General features: G+C 60.2%; 21 protein-coding genes, 2 tRNA genes and 1 pseudogene. 4 read left to right on the top strand and 20 right to left on the bottom strand.

The annotated features are described in order from the left end of the window. Positions 1–9: 9 nt before the first annotated feature. The 7 genes from dnaB to rnr form a co-directional block, all read right to left on the bottom strand. Complete coding sequence (gene dnaB / locus ACA062_RS02505; RefSeq protein ID WP_128874305.1) at positions 10–1,404, bottom strand: replicative DNA helicase; 1,395 nt, start codon at positions 1,402–1,404, stop codon at positions 10–12. Between the two features lie 121 nt (positions 1,405–1,525). Continuing rightward, positions 1,526–1,972, bottom strand: a complete 447-nt coding sequence (rplI, locus tag ACA062_RS02500; protein WP_003197251.1) for a 50S ribosomal protein L9 — start codon at positions 1,970–1,972, stop codon at positions 1,526–1,528. Between the two features lie 19 nt (positions 1,973–1,991). After that, positions 1,992–2,885 (bottom strand): hypothetical protein, encoded by an 894-nt coding sequence (locus ACA062_RS02495; RefSeq protein WP_497455077.1) that lies wholly within the window; start codon positions 2,883–2,885, stop codon positions 1,992–1,994. Between the two features lie 36 nt (positions 2,886–2,921). Then, positions 2,922–3,152 carry a 30S ribosomal protein S18 gene (gene rpsR / locus ACA062_RS02490; RefSeq protein ID WP_002551829.1) on the bottom strand — a complete coding sequence of 77 codons (231 nt, stop codon included), beginning with the start codon at positions 3,150–3,152 and terminating at the stop codon, positions 2,922–2,924. 28 nt (positions 3,153–3,180) lie between these two features. After that, positions 3,181–3,603, bottom strand: a complete 423-nt coding sequence (gene rpsF / locus ACA062_RS02485) for a 30S ribosomal protein S6 (protein WP_003217491.1) — start codon at positions 3,601–3,603, stop codon at positions 3,181–3,183. Between the two features lie 328 nt (positions 3,604–3,931). After that, positions 3,932–4,699 carry a 23S rRNA (guanosine(2251)-2'-O)-methyltransferase RlmB gene (gene rlmB, locus ACA062_RS02480; RefSeq protein WP_128874303.1) on the bottom strand — a complete coding sequence of 256 codons (768 nt, stop codon included), beginning with the start codon at positions 4,697–4,699 and terminating at the stop codon, positions 3,932–3,934. After that, entirely contained in the window at positions 4,696–7,341 is a 2,646-nt protein-coding gene (rnr, locus tag ACA062_RS02475; protein ID WP_497455076.1) for a ribonuclease R, read from the bottom strand. The genes rlmB and rnr overlap by 4 nt, the downstream gene beginning before the upstream one ends. 226 nt (positions 7,342–7,567) lie before the next feature. Here rnr and ACA062_RS02470 point away from each other — a divergent pair. Both ACA062_RS02470 and ACA062_RS02465 read left to right on the top strand, forming a co-directional pair. Continuing rightward, a tRNA-Leu gene (locus tag ACA062_RS02470) sits at positions 7,568–7,654 on the top strand. 167 nt (positions 7,655–7,821) lie between these two features. Next, positions 7,822–7,908 (top strand) — tRNA-Leu (locus tag ACA062_RS02465). 92 nt (positions 7,909–8,000) lie between these two features. Here ACA062_RS02465 and ACA062_RS02460 read toward each other — a convergent pair. Next, positions 8,001–8,078 (bottom strand): annotated as a pseudogene (locus ACA062_RS02460) (outer membrane lipoprotein carrier protein LolA); the annotation flags it as partial. Between the two features lie 134 nt (positions 8,079–8,212). On the opposite strand from ACA062_RS02460, the gene ACA062_RS02455 reads away from it, so the two are divergent. Both ACA062_RS02455 and ACA062_RS02450 read left to right on the top strand, forming a co-directional pair. Next, entirely contained in the window at positions 8,213–9,223 is a 1,011-nt protein-coding gene (locus tag ACA062_RS02455; RefSeq protein ID WP_497455075.1) for an extracellular solute-binding protein, read from the top strand. Then, the gene (locus tag ACA062_RS02450) at positions 9,223–10,788 is read left to right on the top strand and encodes an ABC transporter permease (RefSeq protein WP_497455074.1); all 1,566 of its coding nucleotides are present in this window, start codon (positions 9,223–9,225) and stop codon (positions 10,786–10,788) included. The genes ACA062_RS02455 and ACA062_RS02450 overlap by 1 nt, the downstream gene beginning before the upstream one ends. Before the next feature lie 96 nt (positions 10,789–10,884). Here the strand turns inward: ACA062_RS02450 and ACA062_RS02445 are convergent, their stop codons facing one another. From ACA062_RS02445 to ACA062_RS02390, 12 genes are all read right to left on the bottom strand, one after another. Continuing rightward, on the bottom strand, positions 10,885–12,819 hold the full coding sequence (locus ACA062_RS02445; protein WP_497455073.1) for a methyl-accepting chemotaxis protein: 1,935 nt from the start codon (positions 12,817–12,819) through the stop codon (positions 10,885–10,887). A 150-nt stretch (positions 12,820–12,969) separates the two neighbouring features. Then, positions 12,970–14,259 carry an adenylosuccinate synthase gene (locus tag ACA062_RS02440; protein ID WP_497455072.1) on the bottom strand — a complete coding sequence of 430 codons (1,290 nt, stop codon included), beginning with the start codon at positions 14,257–14,259 and terminating at the stop codon, positions 12,970–12,972. Between the two features lie 54 nt (positions 14,260–14,313). Next, entirely contained in the window at positions 14,314–15,501 is a 1,188-nt protein-coding gene (locus ACA062_RS02435) for an ATP phosphoribosyltransferase regulatory subunit (RefSeq protein ID WP_497455071.1), read from the bottom strand. Between the two features lie 314 nt (positions 15,502–15,815). Further along, a complete protein-coding gene (gene hflC, locus ACA062_RS02430) occupies positions 15,816–16,685 on the bottom strand; it encodes a protease modulator HflC (RefSeq protein WP_497455070.1) in 870 nt (289 codons plus the stop codon). Then, a complete protein-coding gene (gene hflK / locus ACA062_RS02425) occupies positions 16,685–17,857 on the bottom strand; it encodes an FtsH protease activity modulator HflK (protein WP_497455069.1) in 1,173 nt (390 codons plus the stop codon). The genes hflC and hflK overlap by 1 nt, the downstream gene beginning before the upstream one ends. 96 nt (positions 17,858–17,953) lie before the next feature. Continuing rightward, a complete protein-coding gene (gene hflX / locus ACA062_RS02420; RefSeq protein WP_497455068.1) occupies positions 17,954–19,255 on the bottom strand; it encodes a ribosome rescue GTPase HflX in 1,302 nt (433 codons plus the stop codon). A 12-nt stretch (positions 19,256–19,267) separates the two neighbouring features. Beyond that, positions 19,268–19,534, bottom strand: coding sequence for an RNA chaperone Hfq (gene hfq, locus ACA062_RS02415; protein ID WP_064675613.1), 267 nt, complete (start codon positions 19,532–19,534; stop codon positions 19,268–19,270). A gap of 95 nt (positions 19,535–19,629) precedes the next feature. Continuing rightward, positions 19,630–20,601, bottom strand: coding sequence for a tRNA (adenosine(37)-N6)-dimethylallyltransferase MiaA (gene miaA / locus ACA062_RS02410; protein ID WP_497455067.1), 972 nt, complete (start codon positions 20,599–20,601; stop codon positions 19,630–19,632). Continuing rightward, entirely contained in the window at positions 20,601–22,505 is a 1,905-nt protein-coding gene (gene mutL, locus ACA062_RS02405) for a DNA mismatch repair endonuclease MutL (RefSeq protein WP_497455066.1), read from the bottom strand. The genes miaA and mutL overlap by 1 nt, the downstream gene beginning before the upstream one ends. Further along, entirely contained in the window at positions 22,502–23,929 is a 1,428-nt protein-coding gene (locus ACA062_RS02400; RefSeq protein WP_497455065.1) for an N-acetylmuramoyl-L-alanine amidase, read from the bottom strand. Before ACA062_RS02400 ends, mutL begins: the two co-directional genes overlap by 4 nt. Continuing rightward, complete coding sequence (gene tsaE / locus ACA062_RS02395; protein ID WP_497455064.1) at positions 23,930–24,400, bottom strand: tRNA (adenosine(37)-N6)-threonylcarbamoyltransferase complex ATPase subunit type 1 TsaE; 471 nt, start codon at positions 24,398–24,400, stop codon at positions 23,930–23,932. Further along, positions 24,388–25,887, bottom strand: a complete 1,500-nt coding sequence (locus ACA062_RS02390) for an NAD(P)H-hydrate dehydratase (protein ID WP_497455063.1) — start codon at positions 25,885–25,887, stop codon at positions 24,388–24,390. The genes tsaE and ACA062_RS02390 overlap by 13 nt, the downstream gene beginning before the upstream one ends. Positions 25,888–25,925: the final 38 nt, after the last annotated feature.

The raw sequence follows: 25,925 nt of genomic DNA, 5'->3' as shown, positions 1-25,925 counted from the left end.
GGCCAGTTTTTACTCGTCGTCGAAGTTGTAGCTGCCCGGCGCGAGGTTTTCGAAGCGGGTGTACTTGCCGATGAACGCCAGTCGTGACGTGCCGATCGGACCGTTCCGCTGCTTGCCGATGATGATCTCGGCGATGCCTTTATGCTCGGTTTCCGGGTGGTACACCTCGTCCCGGTACACGAACATGATCACGTCAGCATCCTGCTCGATCGCTCCGGACTCGCGCAAGTCGGAGTTGATAGGGCGTTTGTTCGGCCGTTGCTCCAGGGAGCGGTTGAGCTGCGAGAGCGCCACCACCGGGCAGTTGAATTCCTTGGCCAGGGCTTTCAAGGAACGGGAGATTTCGGAAATTTCGTTGGTCCGGTTGTCGCCACCGGAGCCCGGGATCTGCATCAATTGCAGGTAGTCGATCATGATCAGGGCCACATCGCCGTGTTCACGCACCAGCCGTCGGGTCCGCGCACGCATTTCCGAGGGGCTGATACCGGCCGTATCGTCGATGAACAGCTTGCGATCGTTGAGCAGGTTGACCGCCGAGGTCAGGCGCGGCCAATCGTCGTCGTCCAGGCGACCGGCCCGGACCTTGGTCTGGTCGATCCGGCCGAGGGACGACAACATACGCATGATCAGCGATTCGCCTGGCATCTCCAGCGAGTAGACCAGTACGCACTTGTCGCTGCGCAACACGGCGTTTTCCACCAGGTTCATCGCAAAGGTGGTTTTACCCATGGAAGGACGGCCGGCGACGATGATCAGGTCGGACGGCTGCAGGCCGCTGGTCATCCCGTCGAGATCGGTATAACCGGTGGACAGGCCGGTAATGGCGTTGTCGGTGTTGAACAAGGTGTCGATGCGGTCGATGGCCTTGGTCAGCAGGTCATTCACGCTCACCGGGCCGCCGGTTTTTGGCCGGGCCTCGGCGATCTGGAAGATCTGCCGCTCTGCTTCGTCGAGAATCTCTTCCGCCGTGCGGCCTTCCGGGTTGAAGGCGCTGTCGGCGATCTCGGTAGCAATGCCGATCAGTTGCCGCAGGGTCGCCCGCGCGCGAACGATCTGCGCATAGGCCTTGATGTTGGCGACGGACGGCGTGTTTTTTGCCAGTTCGCCAAGGTAACCAAGCCCACCGACTTGCGAGGTCTGACCTTCCTTGTCCAATTGCTCGGCAAGGGTCACGACGTCGATCGGCGAGTTCCGGTCGGCCAGTTTGGCGATTGCACGGAAGATCAAACGGTGGTCATGCCGATAGAAATCGCCGTCCGAGACTTGATCGAGCACGCGTTCCCAGGCGTTGTTGTCCAGCATCAGACCACCGAGCACGGCCTGTTCGGCCTCGATGGAATGCGGAGGCACCTTCAGGGACGCGGTTTGCAGGTCATATTGCTCAGGAGCGGAGATATCGTTCATGGCCACTTGAATAGGTTTGTGAAAATCAGGAACTGCAGAAAGACAAAGGGCACGACCTGTAAACAGGATCGTGCCCGATGTTACCGGCAAGCACCCGAGGGTGCCAGCCGACAAGTGCTGCTTAAGCTGCTACCACGACAACGCGTACGGTGGCTTCAACTTCGGCGTGCAGGTGCACGGCCACGTCGAATTCGCCTACGTTGCGGATAGTGCCGTTCGGCAGACGAACTTCGCTTTTTGCAACTTCAACGCCAGAGGCGGTCAGTGCATCAGCGATGTCGTGGGTGCCGATCGAACCGAACAGCTTGCCTTCGTCACCGGCGGTGGCAGTGATAGTCACTTCCAGCTCAGCCAGTTGGGCGGCACGGCTTTCAGCCGAAGTTTTACGGTCTGCTGCGGCTTTTTCCAGCTCGGCGCGACGCTCTTCGAACGCAGCCAGGTTGGCAGCGGTCGCAGCGGTAGCTTTGCCGTAAGGCAGCAGGTAGTTACGACCGTAACCAGCCTTAACGTTCACTTTGTCACCCAGGTTGCCCAGATTGGTGACTTTTTCCAGAAGGATCAGTTGCATGTGAAAATCCTCTTAACTTTTAACCTTCACCGTTCGCGCTATCGACGTCTTTCGGCGTCGAACGACCGCGAAAATCAATCAGGCTGTCGACGATGGCCAAGACCACCAGCAACGGATAGATCAGCTGCATGAACAGCAACAGCGTGACGTACAACCCCACCAGCCAGAACCTGGCCAGTCGCTTTTGCGCCACCAGCCCGTGAATCAGGGCCAGCCCGGCGAATACCAGCGGTACGCTGCACAACGGCGTCAACATGGCCATCTGCGGACCGATGTTCGGCCCCAGAAGCATGAACGCCAGCAGCAACATCGCCGGCCCAAGCGGGAATCGGATGGCGCGAAACTCGCGACCAAAACCACCCGGGTTGTACAACAACGCCTGCCAGTAGCGCCCGACAATCAGGCTCAGCACACTGACGATTTGCAACAAAGCCGCAATCAGGCCGGTCAGGACCGGTGCAATCAGGGACGCAAAATGCGCTTGCTCGTCTACCGACAACTTCTGGTAGACATCACCGAGTAGCGACGGCATGACTTTTATCAAAGCCTGCGCCAGCATCTCGATCTGCGGACCAAAAGCCGTCCCCAGCACCACTGAAAACACCACTCCCATCGCTATGCTGACCAGCAGCACGCGGTTCCAGGACTCGCTTGCGCGCAAAACCAACGCAAGGCTCCAAGACCCCAGCAGCACCAGAAGTGAGCGTGGGTCATCGGCGTAAAGCCACCAGATCAATGCCGGCAGCAATCCCAGAGCAAGAACGCTCGAGGCGTCCTTCAATCCGCGCCGCAGGAGCACGAAGCATCCAGCGGCAGCACCCAACCAATACAACAACGGCAATGCTGCGCATCCAGCCACTACCAGAGTGGCCTGCATACGGCCGCGCATGATGAACTCAGCTAAGGCACGCATGCTTTCAATCCTTTGCTACGTGTCGACTGCCCGGTCTCAGCGGCCGTGGCTGTCGGTGTAGGCCAGCAGGGCCAGGAAGCGGGCGCGCTTGATAGCGGTGGCCAGCTGACGCTGATAACGTGCTTTGGTACCGGTGATACGGCTTGGAACGATTTTGCCGGTCTCGGAAACATAAGCTTTCAGGGTGTTGAGATCTTTGTAATCGATCTCTTTCACGTCTTCAGCGGTGAAGCGGCAGAATTTACGACGACGGAAGAAACGTGCCATGTAATAGGCTCCTCAAAAGGTCCGTGGATTACTCGTCAGCGTTATCGCTGTTGTCGCTGTCATCACTATCAGCGCTTTCAGCGCCTTCGTGCTCAGGACGGTCGCGACGCTCACGGCGCTCACTGCGGTTTTCTTCAGCCTTGAGCATCTCGGATTGGCCGGTAACGGCTTCTTCGCGACGGATGACCAGGTTACGGATCACTGCATCGTTGTAGCGGAAGTTGTCTTCCAGCTCGGCCAGGGCCTTGCCAGTGCACTCAACGTTCAGCATCACGTAGTGAGCCTTGTGAACATTGTTGATTGCGTAGGCCAGTTGACGACGGCCCCAATCTTCCAGACGGTGGATTTTGCCGCCGTCTTCTTCGATCAGCTTGGTGTAACGCTCAACCATGCCGCCGACTTGCTCGCTTTGATCCGGGTGGACCAAAAAGATGATTTCGTAATGACGCATGAATGCTCCTTACGGGTTGTAGCCTGCCGCTCAAAAGCGGTCAGACAAGGAGTGAATGACACTTATGGACTTGCTTGCGATAGACACATGCGTGCCTGCCGTCACAGCAAGGGGCGCAATTGTAGAGAAGGGACGGGAGAGGTGCAAGGCAATTGGTGATTATTTGAACAGTTCGTTCGCCCACCATTTTTTGCCCCACCACAAACCACTGTGGGAGCGAGCTTGCTCGCGATGAGGGCATAACATTCGACATTAATGCTGAATGTTACTCCGCTATCGTCGGAACGCCGCCCGGAGCAAGCTCGCTCCCACAGGGATTACAACTGGCTCAGGACTTCTTGGCGGTTCCGGCGGCTTTGACGCTGCGCTGGCGCTTTGCCTCGAACAGGCACACTCCAGTCGCCACGGACACGTTGAGACTGCTGACGCTGCCGGCCATCGGCAGGTGTACCAGGTAGTCGCAAAGATCACGGGTCAGGCGACGCATGCCACTGCCTTCCGCACCCATGATCAGGATGGTCGGGCCGGTCATGTCCTGCTGATACAGACTCTGCTCGGCCTCGCCCGCGGTACCGACGACCCACAAGCCACGCTGCTTGAGTTTTTCCAGGGTGCGCGCCAGGTTGGTCACGGCAACCAACGGAATCACTTCCGCCGCACCGCAAGCCACCTTGCGTACCGTCGGGGTCAGGGTCGCCGACTTGTCCTTGGGCACGATCACCGCCAGCGCACCGGCCGCATCGGCTGAACGCAGGCAAGCGCCCAGGTTGTGCGGGTCGGTCACGCCGTCGAGCACCAGCAACAGCGGTGCACCTTCGGTGCGGTCGAGCAGCTCATCGAGCATCGCCTCGCCCCAGACCTGGCTCGGACTCACTTCCGCCACCACGCCCTGATGCACGCCTTCAACCCATGCATCCAGCTCACGACGCTCGGCATTGCCCACGGCAACGCGATTTTCCGCAGCCAGCTCGATCAGCGTCTGAACCCGCGGATCGCTGCGGCCTTCAGCCAGCCAGATCTGCTTGACGCGTTTTGGGTGGTGACGCAGCAACGCTTCTACCGCATGCACGCCGTAGATCTTTTCCAACTGACTCATGACTTGGCCTTAGGTTTACGCACTCCGCCGCTTTTGGCAGCTGGAGCAGAACCCGCTTTGGGCGGGCCTTTACGGTGTTTGCTTGGTTTGGCTGGCTTGCCGCCGGGAGCCTTGTCAGGCGCCGACCGTCCGGTCTTTCCCCCAGACGCCGCTTTACCGCCGCTCTTCGCTTCAGACAGCAATGCCTGCTTCAGTTCACGACTTTTGCGCAATTCGGCGTTTTTCGCCGCGGCATCACTTGGGCGATAGGCTTCGACAGCCTTTTCCTTGGCAGGACGACGACCAGTGGTTTTCGCCGGGGCCGGCTCTGCCGCGGTTTTAGCAGCAGTCTTGGCGGCTGGCTCGGTTTTTTCCGTCCCGCGCTTCTTGCGACCGATCGGCGCGCTGATGGTTTTTTCAGCCATCTCGAAGTCGATCTTGCGTTCGTCGAGGTCGACGCGCATCACGCGCACTTCAACGGTATCGCCCAGGCGGAAGCTGCGACCGGTACGCTCACCGGCGAGGCGGTGATGCACAGGATCGAAGTGGTAGTAATCGCCCGGCAGCGCGGTGACGTGCACCAGGCCTTCGACGTAGATATCGGTCAGCTCGACGAACAGGCCGAAACCGGTCACGGCGGTAATCACACCCGGGAACGACTCGCCCACGCGATCTTTCATGAACTCGCACTTGAGCCAGTTCACCACGTCACGGGTGGCTTCGTCGGCACGGCGCTCGCTCATCGAGCACTGCTCGCCGAGCTGCTCCAGGATCGCTTCGTCATACGGATAGATGCGCGCCTTCGGAATGGTCATCGCACCGGCACGGCGAACGTGCGGGGTGTCCATTTTCGAATGGATGACGCTGCGGATCGCCCGGTGCGTGAGCAAGTCCGGGTAGCGGCGGATCGGCGAAGTGAAGTGGGTATAGGCTTCGTAATTCAGGCCGAAGTGGCCCTGGTTATCAGCGCTGTACACCGCCTGACTCAGGGAACGCAGCATGACGGTCTGGATCAGGTGGAAATCCGGACGGTCCTTGATGCTGGCCAGCAACGCCTGGTAATCCTTCGGCGACGGGCCATCCTTGCCTTTGTGCAGGGACAGGCCGAGCTCACCCAGGAACGCGCGCAGTTTTTCCAGACGCTCCGGTGGCGGACCGTTGTGAACTCGATACAGAGCCGGAATTTCGTGCTTCTTGAGGAACTCTGCGGTGGCCACGTTGGCGGCCAACATGCACTCCTCGATCAGCTTGTGCGCATCGTTACGAACGGTCGGACGGATTTCGGCAATCTTGCGCTCGGTGCCGAAGATAATCCGGGTTTCCTGGGTTTCGAAATCGATCGCGCCACGCACGTGACGCGCGCCCAGCAGCACTTTGTAAAGCGCGTAAAGCTGCTTGAGGTGCGGCAGGACATCGTTGTACTCGCCGCGAAGCTGACGCGCCTCGGTGAGTTTCGGCGTTTCCAGCATCGCGCTGACCTTGTTGTAGGTCAGGCGGGCGTGGGAGTGGATCACGGCCTCGTAGAAGCAGTAGTCAGTCATCTCGCCGGTTTTGGAGATGGTCATCTCGCAAACCATGGCCAGGCGATCGACGTGCGGGTTCAGCGAGCACAGGCCGTTGGACAGCTGCTCCGGCAGCATCGGAATCACGCGCTCGGGGAAGTACACCGAGTTGCCCCGAACCTGGGATTCGTTATCCAGGGCCGAGCCGATTTTCACGTAGCTGGAGACGTCGGCAATTGCCACGTACAACTTCCAGCCGCCGGAGAACAGGCGCAGCTTGCCCGGCTTGGCTTCACAGTAAACGGCATCATCGAAGTCGCGCGCGTCCTCACCGTCAATGGTGACGAACGGCAGATGGCGCAGGTCTATGCGCTTCTCTTTGTCTTTCTCTTCGACTTCAGGCTTGAGCTTGGCGGCTTCTTTCAACACCGCTTCAGGCCAGACGTGCGGGATATCGTACGCACGCAGGGCGACGTCGATTTCCATGCCCGGCGCCATGTAGTTGCCCACGACCTCGACCACATCGCCTTGCGGCTGGAAGCGCGGCGTCGGCCAGTGAGTGATCTTCACTTCGACGAACTGACCGATCTTGGCGCTGGCATTGCGGCCCGGCGTCACCAGCACTTCCTGCTGGATCTTCGGATTGTCCGCCACCACGAAACCGATACCGCCCTCTTCGAAGTAGCGACCAACGATGGTTTCGTGAGCGCGGGAGACCACTTCGACGATCATGCCTTCGCGGCGACCACGGCGATCCAGGCCGGAAACACGGGCCAGGGCACGGTCGCCGTCGAACACCAGGCGCATTTGCGCCGGGCTCATGAACAGGTCGTCACTGCCGTCGTCCGGGACCAGGAAGCCGAAGCCGTCACGGTGACCGCTGATGCGGCCCAGGATCAGGTCGAGCTTGTCCACCGGCGCATACGTGCCGCGACGCGTATAGATGAGTTGAGCATCGCGCTCCATGGCGCGCAGGCGGCGGCGCAGGGCTTCGACCTGGTCTTCTGTGGTCAGACCAAACTCTTCGACCAGCTGCTCGCGGTTAGCAGGCGAACCCCGATCAGCAAGGTGCTGAAGGATCAGTTCGCGGCTAGGAATAGGGTTTTCATATTTTTCCGCTTCACGAGCGGCCTCGGGATCGAGGGACTGCCAATCGGCCATTAGAGAGTTTTCACCTTGTCTATATGCGGGTTAGTTTGGCATAGGCGTAATGAAACGGGAAATTTCAGGCTATGACAGCCCATCTAAAGCCCTTAATCGACACCGCAAAGCTGATTTCAATGCCACTGGTAAAAAATTCCAGGTTTTTTTGAAGCCAGGGGTTTACAGTTAAAACGACGCTCCGTATAGTGCGCGCCATCGACGACGCACTAGCGTTGCCGATACTGCCCAGATGGTGAAATTGGTAGACACGCCAGCTTCAGGTGCTGGTGACCGCAAGGTCGTGGAAGTTCGAGTCTTCTTCTGGGCACCAATTTCGAGCTTGAGATTAGATCAATTTCAAGGCTTGCACAAAAACCCGCGAAAGCGGGTTTTTTGCATTTGGGGCTTTTTGATTTATCAAAATCAAATCAGGGGTTTACAGATCAAAAAGCTCTCCGTATAGTGCGCCACATCAACAGCGGCGACGCTGAAGATTATGCCCAGATGGTGAAATTGGTAGACACGCCAGCTTCAGGTGCTGGTGACCGCAAGGTCGTGGAAGTTCGAGTCTTCTTCTGGGCACCAATTCAAATTCAAGGTCACGATCTTGAATTTCACAGAAACCCGCGAAAGCGGGTTTTTGCGTTTCCGGCTTTCAAAAAATCAACACCCCCCCCTGTAGGAGCGAGCTTGCTCGCGAAAAACCTGAGAGCGCCGCAGGGTGTCAGGCTCACAGCGTTATCGTTCACGACCATCGCGAGCAAGCTCGCTCCCACAGGTAATGTGTCCCTTTACCAAACGCATGCCAGCCCCGCAAGGCGCACTTGAGAAACAATATCGTTTATCATTGTTGCAAGATTTTGCAATGCGACAGTGAGGAACCCTGCGAATGATGTTTCGAAATACCCTGCGCCGCGGCCTGACCATGACCCTGCTCGGCCTGGCACTCGCCACTCCCCTCACCCAGGCCGCCGATCCAGTTTCCCTGACGCTCTATAACGGGCAACACAAGGAAGTCGGCGACGCCATCGCCAAAGCCTTTGAAGCCAAGTCCGGGATTCACGTCAACGTGCGCAAAGGCAGCAGCAACCAGCTCGCCAGCCAGGTCGTCGAAGAAGGCGATCGCTCTCCCGCCGACGTGATCTACACCGAAGAATCACCACCGCTGAACAAGCTCGGCGAACAGGGCTTGCTGGCGCCGACCGATGCCGCCACCCTCGCCGTTCTGCCAAAGGACTACGTCGCCGGCAATGGCACCTGGATCGGCATCACGGCGCGGGTCCGTGTCGTCGCTTTCAACCCGAAACTGATCGACGAAAAAGACCTGCCCACGTCGGTGATGGAATTCTCCGACCCGAAATGGCAAGGCAAGGTCGGCTTCGTGCCTACCAGCGGCGCGTTCCAGGAACAGGCCGTGGCGATCATCAAGGTGCACGGCATGGACGCGGCCGAAGAATGGCTGACCGGCCTGCGTGCATTCGGCAAAACATACAGCAACAACATGGTTGCGCTGAAAGCTGTGGAAAACGGCGAAGTTGCGACCGTTCTGGTGAACAACTACTACTGGTTCGCCTTGCAGCGTGAAAAAGGCCAACTCGATTCGAAACTGCATTATTTCACCCGCGGCGACGTCGGCGGGTTGATCACGGTTTCCAGCGCGGCCGTGTTGAAATCCAGCCAGCATCCAAAAGAAGCCCAGCAATTGCTCGCCTACATGGCCAGTGAAGAAGGCCAGCGGGTGATTACTCAGACCACCGCCGAGTACCCGCTGCACAAAGGCATGGAATCGGATCGCGGCCTGAAACCGTTCAGCGAACTGCAAGCGCCGAACGTCACTCCGGCCGACCTCGGCAATGCCGAAGAAGCCCTGGACCTGGAACGTGACGTTGGCTTGAACTGATGAACGCATCGTTATCCGCCCCCGCCTCGCGCGCGGGGTATGTGCCACGGCGCAAACGGCCATCGATCTGGTTGCTGTTGCCGGTTCTGTTGCTGGTTGTGCTCAGCCTGCTGCCGCTGGCTTATGTCGGGCTCAAGACCTGGCAAGCGGGCTGGGCCGAAGCGCTGCACCTGCTGTGGCGGCCGTATGTGTTCGGCCTGTTGCGCAACACCCTGGCACTGATGATCGGTGTCACCCTGGCCTGCGGTGTGATCGGCCTGTCACTGGCCTGGCTGCTGGAACGCAGCAATCTGCCGGGGCGACGCTTGTGGGGTGTCATCCTGTGCTTGCCGTTCGCGGTGCCGGCGTTCGTCAGCAGTTTTACCTGGGTTTCCCTGAGCGCTCACTTCGAAGGCCTGGGCGGGGCAATTCTGGTGATGACCCTGTCCAAGTATCCGCTGATATTCCTGCCGGTGGCGGCGACACTGCGCAATCTTGACCCGTCACTGGAAGAGTCCGCCCGCACACTGGGGCAGAATCGCCTGGGCGTCTTCTTCAAGATCACCCTGCCCCTACTCTGGCCATCACTGCTGGCCGGGGCTCTACTGATAGCGCTGCACATGCTGGTGGAGTTCGGCGCGCTATCGATTATCGGCCTGCAGACTTTCACTACCGCCATCTACCAACAGTTCGAGCTGGAATTCAGCAACGCCAACGCGGCGATGCTTTCGGCGGTGCTGTTGGGACTGTGTCTGGTACTGCTGTGGCTGGAGTTGCGAGTGCGCGGCAAAGGACGACACGTGCGCACCGGCCAGGGCGCGGCACGCCGGGCAGAACAGGTTCGCCTCGGCCCCTGGGCGACTGTCGGACAGCTCTATTGCTTGACGCTGGCGATCATCGGCAGCGGCATCCCGCTGGGAATGCTGGCGTACTGGTTGGCGGTGGGTTCGTCAGCGGCGTTCCCGGTAGCCGCGATCAGCGAGGCATTGCTCTCGTCTCTGGCGCTGTCCCTCGGTGGCGCAGCGCTGTGCCTGGTGCTGGCCGTTCCAGTGGGATTGCTGGTGGTGCGTCACAAAGGTCGACTGGCGATCTGGGCCGAGCGCCTGCCGTATCTGCTGCACGCACTGCCAGGACTGGTGATTGCCCTGACACTGGTGTACTTCGCGCTGCACTATGTGCCGGTGCTGTACCAGACTTCGGCGTTGTTGCTGATCGCTTATGCGCTGCTGTTTCTGCCGCTGGCCCAAGCGCCGATCCGTACGGCACTGAACAAGGCTGCGCCGCAACTGGAAGAGGCCGCACGCACGCTGGGGGCATCGTCCTTCAGTGCGTTTTGCCGGGTGACCCTGCCGATCATCTTCCCGGCGCTGGGCGCCGCGTTTGCACTGGTGTTTCTGGATGCGATGAAGGAGCTGACGGCGACGCTGTTGCTGAGTCCGACCGGGCTTAATACGCTGGCAACTGAGGTCTGGGCGCATACCGCGAATGTGGAGTTTGCGGCGGCGGCGCCTTATGCGGCGTTGTTGATAGTGGTGTCGGGATTGCCGGTTTACTTGCTTACGACGCGGATGTATCTGAGCCGCTAAGGCCGCCATCGCGAGCAAGCTCGCTCCCACAGGGGAACGCATTCCAATGTGGGAGCGAGCTTGCTCGCGATGACGTCAGACCAATCAACATAAATCCTATGCCCTGAACTGCCCCAGGCTCGCTTTCAACTGCGCCGCCAACCCATCCAGAACCTTACCGCTGGCCGTGGTCTCCACCACCGCCTGGGCCGCCTTCTCGGCCTGCACATGGATGGTCTCGACCCGCCCACGCACGGCTTGCGCACCCCGCGCCTGATGGGCCGCCGCCTGAGTCGCCAGACCTATCGCCGCATGCACCTGTTCGACCGACGCCTGCACCGACTGCTGCAACCGCGCACTGTCACGCAACACCAGCAGACCTTCACTGGCCTGACGCCCGGCCTGACCGATCGCAGCCACCGCCTCACGCGCGCCCTCTTGCAGCGCGACGATATGCGCCTGGATGTCGCCCGTGGAGCTCTGGGTCTTGCTCGCCAACGCCCGCACTTCGTCAGCCACCACTGCAAATCCGCGACCGGTCTCGCCGGCTCGCGCCGCTTCGATGGCCGCGTTCAGCGCCAGCAAGTTGGTCTGCTCGGCGATCCCGTGAATCACTGTCAGCACCACCTCAATCTGTTCACTCTGCCGCGCCAGCCGCTCGATGACCTTCGCGCCGGTATCGACCTGCCCGGCCAACGCCTCGATCAGGCTGCCGACCCTGGCCGAGGTGCGGGTGTTTTCATCGGTGGCCGAGCGAATGTCCACCACCTGCTGCAGGGCCGCCTGCATGGCATCGCTTTCAGATTGAGCGTCATCCGCCATCTGCGACAACGCACGCAAGCTCTCCGCCACTTCATCACGCTGCAGGCCGGCCGCCGCATCGGCGCCGGCATTGCGCAAGGTCATGGCGCCAATTTCCACACCGGTGCGCTGGGCCACATCACCCGCCTCACGCACGATCGGCTGCAACTTATCCACAAAACGATTGACCGCCGAGGCCATGTCGCCGATTTCGTCCTTGCTGTTGATCTGCACGCGCTTGGTCAGGTCGCCCTCACCCGCAGCCAGGTCGTCCATGGCGGCGATGAGCATTTTCAAGCGATTGACCACTCGACGACCCAGCACCACCGCGAGCAGCAACAGCACAGCGAAGCCTACGACAGCCAGGCCCATGCCAATGCGCCAGCGCAACGTTGTCGCCGCTTCCTGCACCGTGTCAGTGGTGTTGGTTTTCATCTCGGACGCGGTGGACTGCGCCGACTGCAGCCGCGCACGCATTGCGGTGGCGCTATCAGCCGCCGCTCCTTTCAGGCTGTCGCCCACCAGTTCATCGCTGCTGGCGATCAACGCGAGAAAACGCTTGTCCAGCGCCGCCGCATCGGCCTCTACCGAGGCCGTCGAGACCCCCATCAGGACTTTGCCGATTTCCACGCCATTGGGGTTGATCGAGGCTTCGAGGTAGTAGACCGACGGATCGTTCTTCGCCGCATCCAGCACCTTGTCCAGCGCCCGCTCGCCCTGGCCTTTTTCCAGCAAGGCCTTGTTGATCGGGTTTTCCCTGTTGAGGTAGCGCGTCAGGTGCTGGCCCGTGGCGTCGTCATAGACCACGAACAGCACGTTGGGATTGCGCTGGGCCCGGCGGGCGAATTCGGACAGGGTTGGAACGTCGCTGTCCCACATGGCGCGAGGTGCGACCGAGGCCAGAAGCTGCGCCATATCATTGGCGGAGTCCTTCAGATCCTTCTCCAGCGTCGCACGCAGTTGCGCCTGCTCGTCCTTCAATCGCGAGGACAAGCCGGCCGTAAGGCGCTGACGCGTGTTGGTCGACAGGCTATCAAGGCTCGACGTGACTTCACGCCCTGCCTGCTCCAGTTCGCTGGAGAGCTTTTGGCTGTCGGCATCCAGGCGCGAGGCCAGATCGGCCTCCAGCGCAGTCACCGTGCTCCGCGTCAAGGCGACAGCCACCAGCACTTGCACCAGAAGAGCGATACCCAAGGTAACGAACACGGGCCGCAATAAACGGCTTTGTAACAGAGAGAGAACGGCCGACACAGGAAATCCTTCTGCTTTGACGCCATTAAATTGATGGCACCCCGGAAAGGATGCACTTAATGAAGATCACAGCAAAGGTCATGCCGCCCGACAGACACAAACGACAAAGGGCCCAATGAAGGACCCTTTGTGTTTTACATCAACGGCTTATTAAGCGAACGGATGACGCAGAACGATGGTTTCGTTGCGGTCCGGGCCCGTCGAAATAATGTCGATCGGCGCACCGATCAGCGCTTCGACGCGTTTGATGTAGGCACGTGCGTTGGCTGGCAGCTCTTCCAGGGTTTTGGCGCCCACGGTCGACTCGGTCCAGCCCGGCACTTCTTCGTACACAGGCTGCAGGCCCACGTAGCTGTCAGCGTCAGTCGGGGCAACATCGTTACCTTCGGCATCTTTGTAGCCGACGCAAATGTTGATGGTTTCCAGACCGTCGAGTACGTCCAGCTTGGTCAGGCAGATGCCGGAGATGCTGTTCACATCGATAGCGCGACGCAGGATAACGGCGTCGAACCAGCCACAACGACGGGCACGGCCGGTCGTCGCGCCGAACTCGTGACCTTGTTTAGCCAAGTGTGCACCGACTTCGTCGAACAGTTCAGTCGGGAATGGACCCGAACCTACACGCGTTGTGTAAGCCTTGGTAATGCCCAGAATGTAGTCCAGGAACATAGGACCAACACCCGAACCGGTAGCAACGCCGCCAGCAGTGGTGTTAGAGCTGGTCACGTACGGGTAGGTGCCGTGGTCGATGTCCAGCAACGAGCCTTGGGCACCTTCGAACATGATGTCTTTGCCAGCGCGACGCAGGTCGTGCAGCTCGGCAGTCACGTCGAGCATCAGCGGCTTGAGCAGTTCAGCGTATTCTTTGCACTCGGCCAGGGTCTTGTCGAAGTCGATGGCTGGCTCTTTGTAGTAACCAACCAGCATGAAGTTGTGGTACTCCACCAGTTCACGCAGCTTGTCTTCAAAGCGCGGCATGTTGAGCAGGTCGCCAACACGCAGGCCACGACGTGCAACCTTGTCTTCGTAAGCCGGGCCGATACCGCGACCGGTAGTACCGATCTTCAGCTCGCCACGGGCCTTTTCACGGGCCTGGTCCAGCGCAACGTGGAAGGACAGGATCAGCGGGCAGGACGGGCTGATACGCAGGCGTTCGCGCACCGGTACGCCTTTCTCTTCCAGCTTGGTGATCTCGCGCAGCAGGGCATCAGGTGCAACCACCACGCCGTTGCCGATCAGGCACTGCACGCCTTCGCGCAGCACGCCCGACGGGATCAGGTGCAAGACGGTTTTTTCGCCGTCGATCACCAGGGTGTGACCAGCGTTGTGGCCGCCTTGGTAGCGCACTACGGCGGCAGCATGTTCGGTCAGCAGATCAACGATCTTGCCTTTGCCCTCATCACCCCATTGGGTGCCCAGGACTACGACATTCTTACCCATAACACTTGTCCTCATTCGCGCAAACTTGGTGCCGGCGGCAGCCGGCGGGAAAACTCAAGAAGCCAGTGGCGATACTTGCCAAAGCCCGTTCTGCTGAATCAATTGCCGGTCGCAGTCCGCTTCACGGGCGGCGGCCAAAGGTTGTCCAGGCAATGCCTGAACGACACGCTGACCCTCACTGCGCAACTGGCAAACCTGCTGCCAGAGTGCCGCATCCGTACTGTCCGGCATCCAGATACCGCCAGACGGTAACTCGATATCAGCACGCCCCAGGGTCACCAGGGTTTTCAAATCGGTAGAAAAGCCGGTTGCCGGACGGGCGCGACCGAAGTCGGCGCCGATGTCGTCGTAACGACCGCCCTGGGCAATGGACTGGCCAACACCCGGCACGAACACCGCAAACACCACACCCGTGTGGTAGTGGTAGCCGCGCAACTCGCCCAGGTCGAAGTACAGCGGTAATTGCGGGAAACGCGCGGACAGACGCTCGGCAATCGCCAGCAAGTCGTCCAGCGCCGCCAGCACTGGCGCCGGCGCATTCGCCAGACGCTCGCGGGCAGCGCTCAATACTTCACGGCCGCCACACAGGTCGACCAGCGCTCGCAGCATGCCCGACAGATCGGCAGGCAAGCCTTCGGTCAAGCTAATGACCTCGTCGATGGCCTTGCGTTGCAGCGCATCGAACAACTGTTGCTCGACTTCACCGGACAAACCGGCGGCGCGGGCCAGGCCGCGATAGATGCCGACATGGCCGAGATCCATGTGCACATCAGGCACGTCGGCCAATTGCAGCATGGCCAGCATCAGGCTGATGACTTCCACGTCGCTGCTAGGGCTGCCATCGCCATACAACTCGGCACCCAACTGAATCGGGCTGCGCGAAGACGACAATGCGCGCGGTAGAGCATGCAGCACACTCCCGGCATAGCACAGACGGCTCGGGCCTTCGCGACGCAGGGTGTGCGCATCGATACGCGCCACTTGCGGCGTGATATCGGCACGGAACCCCATCTGCCGGCCCGATTGCGGGTCGATGACCTTGAAGGTACGCAGATCGAGGTCCGAACCCGCACCGGTCAGCAGGGATTCCAGGTACTCGATATGGGGAGTCACGACAAACTCGTAACCCCAGCTCTGGAACAGATCCAACACCTGGCGACGCGCTACTTCGATGCGCGCCGCTTCTGGTGGCAGTACTTCTTCGATGCCATCTGGCAGCAGCCAGCGGTCTACCGTTGCCATTACGCCATTCCCCTATGATCCGGGCGGCAAGCCGTTGGGCGAGCCTTGAGTGAAGCAGAAAATGATCGGCCCATATGCAAACCACGCGCATAAACAACGTGGCAAAAAGCCTGAAATCGGCTTCGCCAACCACTTTCCTCGAAAAACCTGCCGAGTCTTTTAACCCGGCGCCTGCATAAAAACAGCAATCAAACGTGCAGACGCAAAAAAGCCGGGAATTTCCCGGCTGCCGCATCATACACACGTTTTCCCAAAGGATCACCCCGCCCGAGGCTTTAGCCGCCAGGCGGGGGATGATTCAGGTCAACGCCGTATCAAGGCTTGGCTTTTTCCAGGTAACGGAAGAAGTCGCTGCTTGGGTCCAGGACCATGACGTCGGATTTGTTCGCGAAGCTTTCACGGTAGGCGCGCAGGCTACGGTAGAAACCGTAGAACTCCTGATCCTGGCCGTAGGCCTTGGAGTAGATCGCAGCCGCCTGGGCATCACCGTCACCGCGAACCTCTTCGGATTCACGATAGGCTTCAGCCAGCAGCACCCGGCGTTGACGATCGGCATCGGCACGAATGCCTTCTGCCAGCTCGTTACCCTTGGCGCGGTGCTCGCGAGCTTCACGCTCACGCTCGGAGCTCATGCGCTCGAACACGCTGCGGTTCACTTCTTTCGGCAGATCGATGGCCTTGACCCGAACATCGACCACTTCGATGCCCAGTTCTTTTTCCGCCATCGAGTTCAACGAAGCGGTGATATCGGACATTAAAGCATCACGCTCACCAGAAACCACCTCGTGCAGCGTGCGCTTGCCGAATTGGTCACGCAGGCCCGATTCCAGACGACGGGAAAGACGCTCATCGGCAATCTGCTTGAGACCGGAAGTCGCGGTGTAGAAGCGCTCGGCATCTTTCACACGCCACTTGGCATAGGCATCGACCATGACGGCTTTCTTTTCCAGCGTCAGGAAGCGCTGTGTCGGTGCATCCAGCGTCATCAGGCGCGCATCGAATTTACGCACCTTGTTCACGTAGGGCACTTTCACGTGCAAGCCTGGCTGAACGTCGGCCTGGACCACACGTCCGAACTGCAGCAACACCGCACGCTCGGTCTGAGCCACGATGTAGAAGCAGTTCCAGGCGGCGATCGCCACGACGACCACGACAATTAGGGCGATCAGCGATTTATTGCTCATCAGCGACTCTCCCTGGTACGTGTCTGCTGTTGCTGCAGATCAGCTGCGGCACGTGCATTCGCTTCATTGCTGGTGGCTGCGGCGCCGGTCACCGGAGTGCTGGTGTTGCGACCACTTTCGACCATCTTGTCGAGCGGCAAGTAGAGCAGATTGCTCTGGCCATTCTTGTTGCCGGTGACAAGAACCTTGCTGGTGTTGCTGAAGACTTCCTGCATGGTGTCCAGGTACAGACGCTCGCGGGTGACTTCAGGTGCCTTGCGATATTCGCTGACCAGCTTGGTGAAGCGATCGGCCTCACCCTTGGCGCGCGAGACGGTTTCGTCACGGTAACCATTGGCATCTTCGATGATGCGCTGGGCCTGACCACGGGCTTCCGGCACGACGCCGTTGGCATAGGTTTCCGCCTGGTTGCGCGAACGCTGCTCGTCTTCACGGGCGCGGATCACGTCATCGAAGGCTTCCTGGACTTCACGCGGTGCCGCTGCGTTCTGAACGTTGACCTGAGTGACGGTGATACCGGTGCGATAGGTATCCATGAAGCGTTGCAGACGCTCCTTGATTTCGCTGGCCATCAATTCACGACCTTCGGTCAACACCTGATCCATCGCGGTGGAACCCACCACATGGCGCAAGGCGCTTTCGGTCGCGTGCTGCAGGCTGATTTCCGGCTGATCGACGCTCAGCACGAAGTCCTGCAGGTTGCTGATCTTGTACTGCACGGTCAGCGGCACTTCGACGATGTTTTCGTCTTCAGTCAGCATTTGACCCTGCTTGGTATAGGCACGCTCACGCGTGACGTTTTCCAGGTACTTTTGATCGATCGGCGGGAAATAGATGTTCAGGCCCGGGCCGACGGTTTCGTAGTACTTGCCGAAGCGCAGCACCACGGCTTGCTCCTGCTCGTCGACTACGTAGACCGCGCTGTACAGCCACACGGCCGCCAACACGACCAGGCCGATGCCAAGAATGCCGCCGAAGCCGCCACTCCTGCCCGAACCGCCGCCGTCATCACCGCGTTTCTTACCACCACCGAACAACCCGTTCAGGCTTTCCTGCAGCTTTCGGAAGGCCTCGTCGAGATCCGGTGGTCCCTTGCGGTCGCCGTTATTGCGGCGCTTGCCACCCCAAGGATCCTGATTATTCGAGTTGCCACCCGGCTCATTCCAAGCCATAGCGCTCTCCATCTGATAAAGCAAAGACGCACCCACGGCGCGCCGACCAATGCTACAGAATGCCTGTCACCGCGGCACAACCGCTTTTTCAGGCTTTTATTGCAAAGTGTGTTGCTCGATGAAATCCATCGGCTGCAATCCTTCGCGGCTCACCAGTCGATTCAACTCGATTCGTGGCAAACGAACGGCCAGCAGGCAGATGCCTTCTTCGTCGTGCTCTTCTTTCTGTACCGCACCGATTTCGAAAAACTGCGCACGCAGTCGAGCAAAACGTTGCGGCAAGCGCAAGGTGCCAACAAACAAATCGTCGCCGAGCAGTTCGGCCACAGCCTGCTTGAGCAAATCCAGACCCGTACCGTCCTTGGCCGACAACCAGACCCGCTGCGGCTTGCCATCGGCATCGCGCTGGATCTGCGGCTCCACACCTTCGAGCAAATCGAGTTTGTTGTATACCTCGAGGATCGGCAAGTCTTGAGCACCGATCTCCCCGAGCACCACCATGACCTGTTCAATCTGGGCCATACGCTCGGGTTCATGGGCGTCGATCACATGCAGCAGCAAGTCGGAGTTGCTCGACTCTTCGAGCGTAGCCCGAAATGCCTCGACCAGTTTGTGCGGCAGGTGGCGAATGAAGCCCACGGTATCGGCCAGCACGATCGGCCCGAGGTCGTCGAGTTCGAGTCGGCGCAGGGTCGGGTCGAGGGTGGCGAAGAGCTGGTCGGCGGCGAAGACATCGGAATCGGTCACCGAGTTGAACAGCGTCGATTTGCCGGCGTTGGTATAACCCACCAGTGAAACCGTCGGAATGTCAGCACGTTTGCGCCCGCGTCGAGATTGCTCGCGCTGGCTGCGAACCTTTTCCAGCCGCCCCTTGATCTGGCGCAGGCGAACCCGCAGCAGGCGCCGGTCGGTTTCCAGTTGGGTTTCACCCGGGCCGCGCAGACCGATACCACCCTTCTGCCGCTCAAGGTGAGTCCAGCCACGAACCAGCCGCGTACTCATGTGCTCAAGCTGGGCCAGTTCGACCTGGAGCTTGCCTTCATGGGTGCGGGCGCGCTGGGCGAAAATATCCAGAATCAGACCCGTACGGTCGATCACGCGACACTCGAAAACACGTTCGAGGTTACGTTCCTGACTGGGCGTGAGGATGTGATTGAAAATCACCAGATCTACCTGTTCGGCGTTGACCAGGTCGCGCAATTCCTCGACCTTGCCGCTGCCAATCAGGTATTTGGCGGTTGGCCGATGACGCGGCACGTTGAAAAACGCGACGGTCTCGGCGCCAGCCGACATTGCCAATTCCTGAAACTCCTGCGGATCTTCGCGCGCCTCAGGGTCCTGACCATCCAAGTGAACGAGAATGGCCCGTTCACCACCACCGTGGCGCTCAAAGAACAAAGGAGACTCCTATCAGGCGTTACCCGGAGCAGGCTCAGCGTCGCCCTGTTCACTTTCGGCGGCACTTGGCAGACGAATTGGACGAACCGGCACCACTGTAGAGATAGCGTGTTTGTAAACCATCTGGCTAACGGTGTTTTTCAGCAGGATAACGAACTGGTCGAAAGACTCGATCGTGCCTTGCAGCTTGATCCCGTTGACCAGGTAGATGGAGACCCCCACTTTCTCTTTACGTAAAGTATTCAAGTAAGGGTCTTGTAGCGAATGCCCTTTTGACATGTGCCGCACTCCTTTAAGGATTCAATATAAAAAATAGGTAAACAGATGGCTTGTGGCCGTCACACCCCCGAGGATAGACGGCAATTTGCAAGGACTCAGCTCAATATGGAGATGGTCCCCAGGTATTTCAAGGCGCGCGGCAGATTGTCGCAATCCAGGCTGTCCAACCAGTGTAAATCAGCCCAGCTGCGCAACCAGGTGAACTGGCGCTTCGCCAGCTGGCGCGTGGCAATGATTCCACGCTCCTGCATCTCGGCTTGCGTCAGCTTGCCATCCAGGTAGTCCCAGACTTGTCGGTAGCCTACTGCACGTATAGACGGCAACCCGGCATGCAGGTCACTTCGCTTACGCAGGGCTACGACCTCGTCAATGAATCCCTGTTCCAACATTAAAGTAAATCTTTGTTTAATTCGCTCATGCAGTACCTGGCGATTTGCCGGAGCAATCGCCAAGTTCGCGACAGTATAGGGCAATTGTTGCTGTCCCGAAGCGGCTGCTTCAGTACTTTGCGCAGATTGTCGCAAGCGCAACTCAGTCATGCTTTGACCGCTGACACGATAAACCTCCAGCGCTCGACTGAGTCGCTGGGGATCGTTCGGATGAATGCGCGCAGCAGATTCCGGATCAATCACTGCCAATTGATCGTGCAGGGCTTGCCAGCCAAGGCGTGCAGCTTCTTCTTCGATCTGTGCGCGGACATCGGGATCGGCGGCGGGCATGTCCGCCAGACCTTCGACCAACGCTTTGTAATAGAGCATTGTGCCGCCCACCAGCAGCGGAATTTTTCCCCGCGCAGTGATGTCGGCCATGGCGTCGAGGGCATCACGTCGGAAATCCGCGGCCGAATAGCTCTCTGCCGGGTCGAGAATATCGATCAGACGATGGGGAAATTCGGCCAAAAGCGCTTTGGAAGGCTTGGCGGTGCCGATGTCCATGCCACGATAGACCAGCGCCGAATCAACGCTGATCAGCTCGCAGGGCAAGACTTTGCTGAGTTCGATGGCCAGGTCGGTCTTGCCGGCGGCGGTCGGCCCCATCAGGAAAATTGCAGGAGGGAGCTGGCTCATCAACGACCGCGCAAGAACAGTTTGTCCAGATCGTCCAGTCCCAATTGGGTCCAGGTCGGTCGGCCATGGTTGCATTGACCGCTGCGCTCGGTGTTTTCCATGTCGCGCAGCAGACCGTTCATTTCCGGCAGGGCCAGACGCCGATTCGCTCGGATCGCGCCGTGGCAGGCCATGGTCCCGAGCAGCTCGTTCAGGTGCGCCTGGATCCGGTCGCTGGTGCCGTACTCCATCAGGTCTGCCAATACGTCACTGACCAGTCGATTGGCTTCAGCCTGCTTGAGCAAGGCCGGAATCTGCCGGATGGCCAGGGATTCCGGGCCCAGACGCTGCAACTCGAAGCCCAGCCGCAGAAACCAGGCGACATGCTCTTCGGCGCAATCGGCTTCACGCTGACTGACCGCCAGGGACTCGGGCACCAACAGCGGCTGGCCACTGAGGCCTTCGCTGGCCATGGCGATTTTCAGGCGTTCGTACATGATCCGCTCATGGGCGGCATGCATGTCCACCAACACCAGCCCCTGGGCGTTCTCCGACAGAATATAGATGCCCTTGAGCTGCGCCAACGCGTAACCCAGCGGCGGAATATCGTCCTGCCCGGCCGGTAGCGCGACCGCGTTGGCCTCGGGCAACGGCGCAAAGAACTCGCGGTAGGCCGCCTGGGCTTCAGCGGCGGGAACGCCGGACTGCGGCCGTGGCGTGTATTGATAACCGGCGCCGGCGCCCGAGCCAGCCGTTGCATTGAAGGCCGGCTGAGCCTGGGGCTGCTCCAGCAACGCATTGGCCGCCAGACGCATTTCACCCTGGGGACCGAACTCGCCGGCATCGATCCCGGTCGGTCGGACGATGGCTGTCGCCACAGGCGCAGCCAGTTGATCTTCCGGGCGCACATCGCCCAGGGCGCGGTGCAAGGTGCCATAGAGGAAGTCGTGGACCATGCGCCCGTCACGGAAGCGCACTTCGTGTTTGGTCGGGTGCACGTTGACGTCGACGCCCGCCGGATCGACTTCGAAAAACAGCACGAAGGTCGGGTGACGGCCGTTGAACAGCACATCGCGATAAGCCTGACGGACCGCGTGGGCCACCAGTTTGTCGCGCACGGCACGGCCATTCACAAAGAAATACTGCAAGTCCGCCTGGCTGCGATTGAATGTCGGCAAGCCGACCCAGCCCCAAAGATGCAGGCCATTGCGCTCGATTTCGATCGGCAGCGCCTGCTCCAGGAAGCCCGGGCCGCAGATGGCCGCTACGCGCCGGGCACGGGCCGCATCATCGTGGGCCTCATGCAGGCTGAGGATGGTCTTGCCGTTATGGCGCAGATGGAATGCCACGTCGAAACGCGCCAATGCCAGGCGCTTGATCACTTCTTGCAGGTGATCGAACTCGGTTTTTTCAGTCTTGAGAAATTTGCGGCGTGCCGGGGTATTGAAGAACAGGTCGCGAACTTCGACCGAGGTACCGACCGGATGAGCGGCCGGCTGTACCCGCGGCGCCATGTCCCGGCCTTCGGTTTCGACTTGCCAGGCCTGATCGGCCTCTTTAGTCCGGGACGTCAGCGTCAGCCGTGCCACGGAACTGATCGACGCCAGGGCCTCCCCACGAAACCCGAGACTCATGACCTGCTCGAGGTCTTCCAGGTTGCGGATCTTGCTGGTGGCGTGACGGGCCAGGGCCAGCGGCAAGTCATCGGCAGAAATGCCGCTGCCATCGTCGCGCACCCGCAGCAATTTGACACCACCCTGCTCGACATCGACATCGATGCGCCGGGCGCCGGAGTCGAGGCTGTTTTCCAGCAACTCCTTGATCACCGAAGCCGGGCGCTCGACCACCTCGCCGGCGGCAATCTGGTTTGCCAGCCGGGGGCTGAGCAGCTCGATGCGAGCGGTGTTGGTCAGCACCTGGTTCATTCTTTGGCCGCCAACTCAGTGCCAGGGATGGTCAAGTGCTGACCGATCTTGAGCTCATCACTCGACAGGTTGTTGGCGCTGCGCAGCGTGGCGGGAGACACCTGATAGCGAACGGCGATCATCGCCAGTGTCTCGCCTGGATTCACCCGGTGGTCGCGCGGGCCCTGGGCGATCTTGCCGGAATCACGCAGCCAGGCGACGTAGGTGCCTGGCGGTGGATTCTGCTGGAAGAACTGGCGCACGCCGCTGCTGATCGAACGCGCCAGCGCCTGCTGGTGGTTCGCGGCGGCAAGCTTGGAGGCTTCGTTGGCGTTGGAGATAAACCCGGTTTCCACCAGAATCGACGGGATGTCCGGCGACTTCAGTACCATAAACCCGGCCTGCTCCACCCGTTGTTTATGCAGCGGGGTGACCCGGCCGATGTTGCTCAGGACCTTCTGGCCGACGTTCAGGCTGGACGTCAGGGAGGCGGTCATCGACAGGTCGAGCAGTACGCCCGCCAACATGCGGTCCTTGTCGTCGAGGCTGACGTTGCCGGCACCGCCGATCAGGTCGGAACGGTTTTCACTGTCGGCCAGCCAGCGCGCCGTCTCGGACGTGGCGCCGCGATCGGACAGGGCAAATACCGACGCACCGAAGGCAGCGGCTGAAGGTGCGGCATCGGCGTGGATCGAGACGAACAGGTCGGCGCCCTTCTTGCGGGCGATCTCGGTACGGCCGCGCAAGGGAATGAAGTAGTCGCCGGTACGGGTCAGTTCGGCACGGAAGCCTTTCATGCCGTTGACCTGGCGCTGCAGTTCGCGAGCAATGGCCAGCACCACGTCTTTCTCGCGCTGACCGCGAGACCCCGAAGCGCCCGGGTCTTCGCCGCCGTGGCCGGCATCGATAACCACGACGATGTCGCGCTTGCCGGCCGGGGCTGGCGGCAATTTGACTGGTGGATCGATCGGGGTGACCGGCACCGGGGCCACTGTCGCGACGTTGGTCGGCGCCGGAATCGGCGCGGCGTCGGCAGGGTTATCGAACAGATCGACCACCAGTCGGTTACCGTACTGGGCGTTTGGCGCCAGGGTAAAGCTTTTCGGCGTGACGGCTTTTTTCAGGTCGATGACCACCCGCAGGTCGGTCGGCGTGCGTTGGGCCGAGCGCATGGCGGTGATCGGGGTGTTCGAGCTATTGACATTCAATGGCGCCCCAAGGCTCGCACCATTGATGTCGATCACCAGGCGGTCCGGCGCGGTCAGGGTAAAGACACTGTGCTGGACAGGCCCCGTCAGGTCGAACACCAACCGTGTGTTGTCCGGAGCCCGCCACAGGCGAACGCTGTTGACCTTCGTCTCGGCCACAGCGTCGACGGTCACCGCCAAAAACAACAACCCTACGGCAGCTACCATCGCGCGAAAGCGCATACCTGACCCCATCATTTAATTGGATTCCAATGCCAAAGCGGCACACCACGACTCGCCACGCGAGCCTTGGGACAAAATTTTCAGCGAACGCCCGCTGTCTTGCGGGCTAATGGTAATGGTCAGGTCGGGCTTTGGCAAAAAGCCTGCACCCTTGCGGGGCCATTCGATCAGGCACAGCGCATCGTCGTCGAAGTAATCACGGATGCCGAGGTACTCCAGCTCTTCCGGATCGACCAGCCGATACAGGTCGAAATGGAAGGCCCGGATGTCGCCGATCTCGTAAGGTTCGACCAGGGTGAAGGTCGGACTTTTTACCGCGCCCACATGCCCCAAGCCCCGGATGATGCCTCGGGACAGCGTGGTTTTCCCCGCACCGAGGTCGCCTTCAAGAAAGATCAGGCCATGGCCCTTGGTGGTATGGGCGATACGCGCGCCAAAGTCGGTCATGGCCTGTTCATCGGCCAGGTACAGGGTTACTTCAGACACGGTGCTTGCTCCTCCAACAACTGACGAATGGCTGGAATCAGATCACTGGCCGCCAGCCCACGGCCCGATTTACCTTGTTGCGCACCGGCATTGGCGTGCAGCCAGACCGCGAGGCAAGCGGCGTCGAAGGCGTTCATGCCCTGGGCCAACAAGGCGCCCAACAATCCAGCCAGCACATCGCCCAATCCGGCGGTAGCCATCGCCGGGTGCCCCTGATCGCATACCGCCAGACGCCCATCGGGACTGGCGATCAGGCTGCCGGCGCCTTTCAGGACCACAACCGCTGTATATTTTTTGCTCAATGCATGAGCAGCACCAGGACGATCGGCCTGGACCTCGGCAGTCGACAGGCCCAGTAACCGCGCCGCTTCGCCCGGATGGGGTGTGATCACACAATCCCTGGGCAAGCTCGCCTGTTCTTCGGCCAACAGATTCAAGGCATCGGCGTCCCAGACTTGCGCAATTGGTGCGTTGGCTGCCGCCGACAACAGACTGCGCCCCCAGGACGCCTGTCCCAGGCCTGGACCGACGACCAGTACGGAAACTTTTTCAAGCAATCCCATCAGTTGGTTAGCCGACGAAGTGCCCAACACCATGGCTTCGGGAATTCTCGCCAGTGCGGCGGGAACGTGTTCACTGCGCGTCGATACGGACACCATGCCCGCGCCACTGCGCAGCGCCGCTTGCGCACTCAACAGGATCGCGCCGCCAAAACCTCGATCACCGCCGATCAACAGCACGTGACCGAACTTACCTTTGTGGGCAGTGGGAGCACGGTTGGCCAGACGCGGCACATTACCGGCCGTCAGGCGACGCGCACTGATGTCGACGCCATTAAATGACTCAGGGGAGGCTTGCAGATCATTGAATACCAACTCGCCGACCACATCCGCCGCGTCGCCAGTGAACAGCCCCACTTTCAAACCGATGAAGGTCACGGTCAGGTCAGCCCGGACGCTCGCGCCGAGCATACGTCCAGTATCGGCGCTAAGACCCGATGGGATATCCACTGCCGCCACCGGCAAACCACTGGCATTGATCGCAGCGATAACGTTGGCATAGGGTTCTCGCACTTCTCCCGTCAACCCGGTGCCGAGCAAGGCGTCGACCACGACACCCCGCAACTCGGACTGCGCGCTCCAGGCTTGGACGGCAATGCCTTCGGCCACGGCCTCGGCGTGGGCCAAGCCTGCATCGCCTTGCAACCGCTGAGGATCACCGGCTGCCAGGACGCGCACGTGCCAGCCTGCACGCCGGGCCAAAACAGCTACTAAATAGCCATCGCCGGCGTTGTTACCATGACCGGCCACCACACTCAGCTCGTTCGCCGTCGGCCAATGACGGACCAGCGCACGCCAGGTTGCGCGCGCCGCCCGCTGCATCAATTCGAAGCCCGATGTGCCGGCCGCGATCAGGCTCGCCTCGAGCCCTCGCACTTGCGCGGCACTGTACAGCGCGTCGGGTAAATCATCTTTAGTGTGCGGCATGCGTCTTCTGGCTCCGATGTCTGGCAGAATTATACGCA

It is taken from the genome of Pseudomonas sp. LBUM1679, from assembly GCF_059695565.1.
This window is presented reverse-complemented; position numbering and strand designations above follow the sequence as displayed.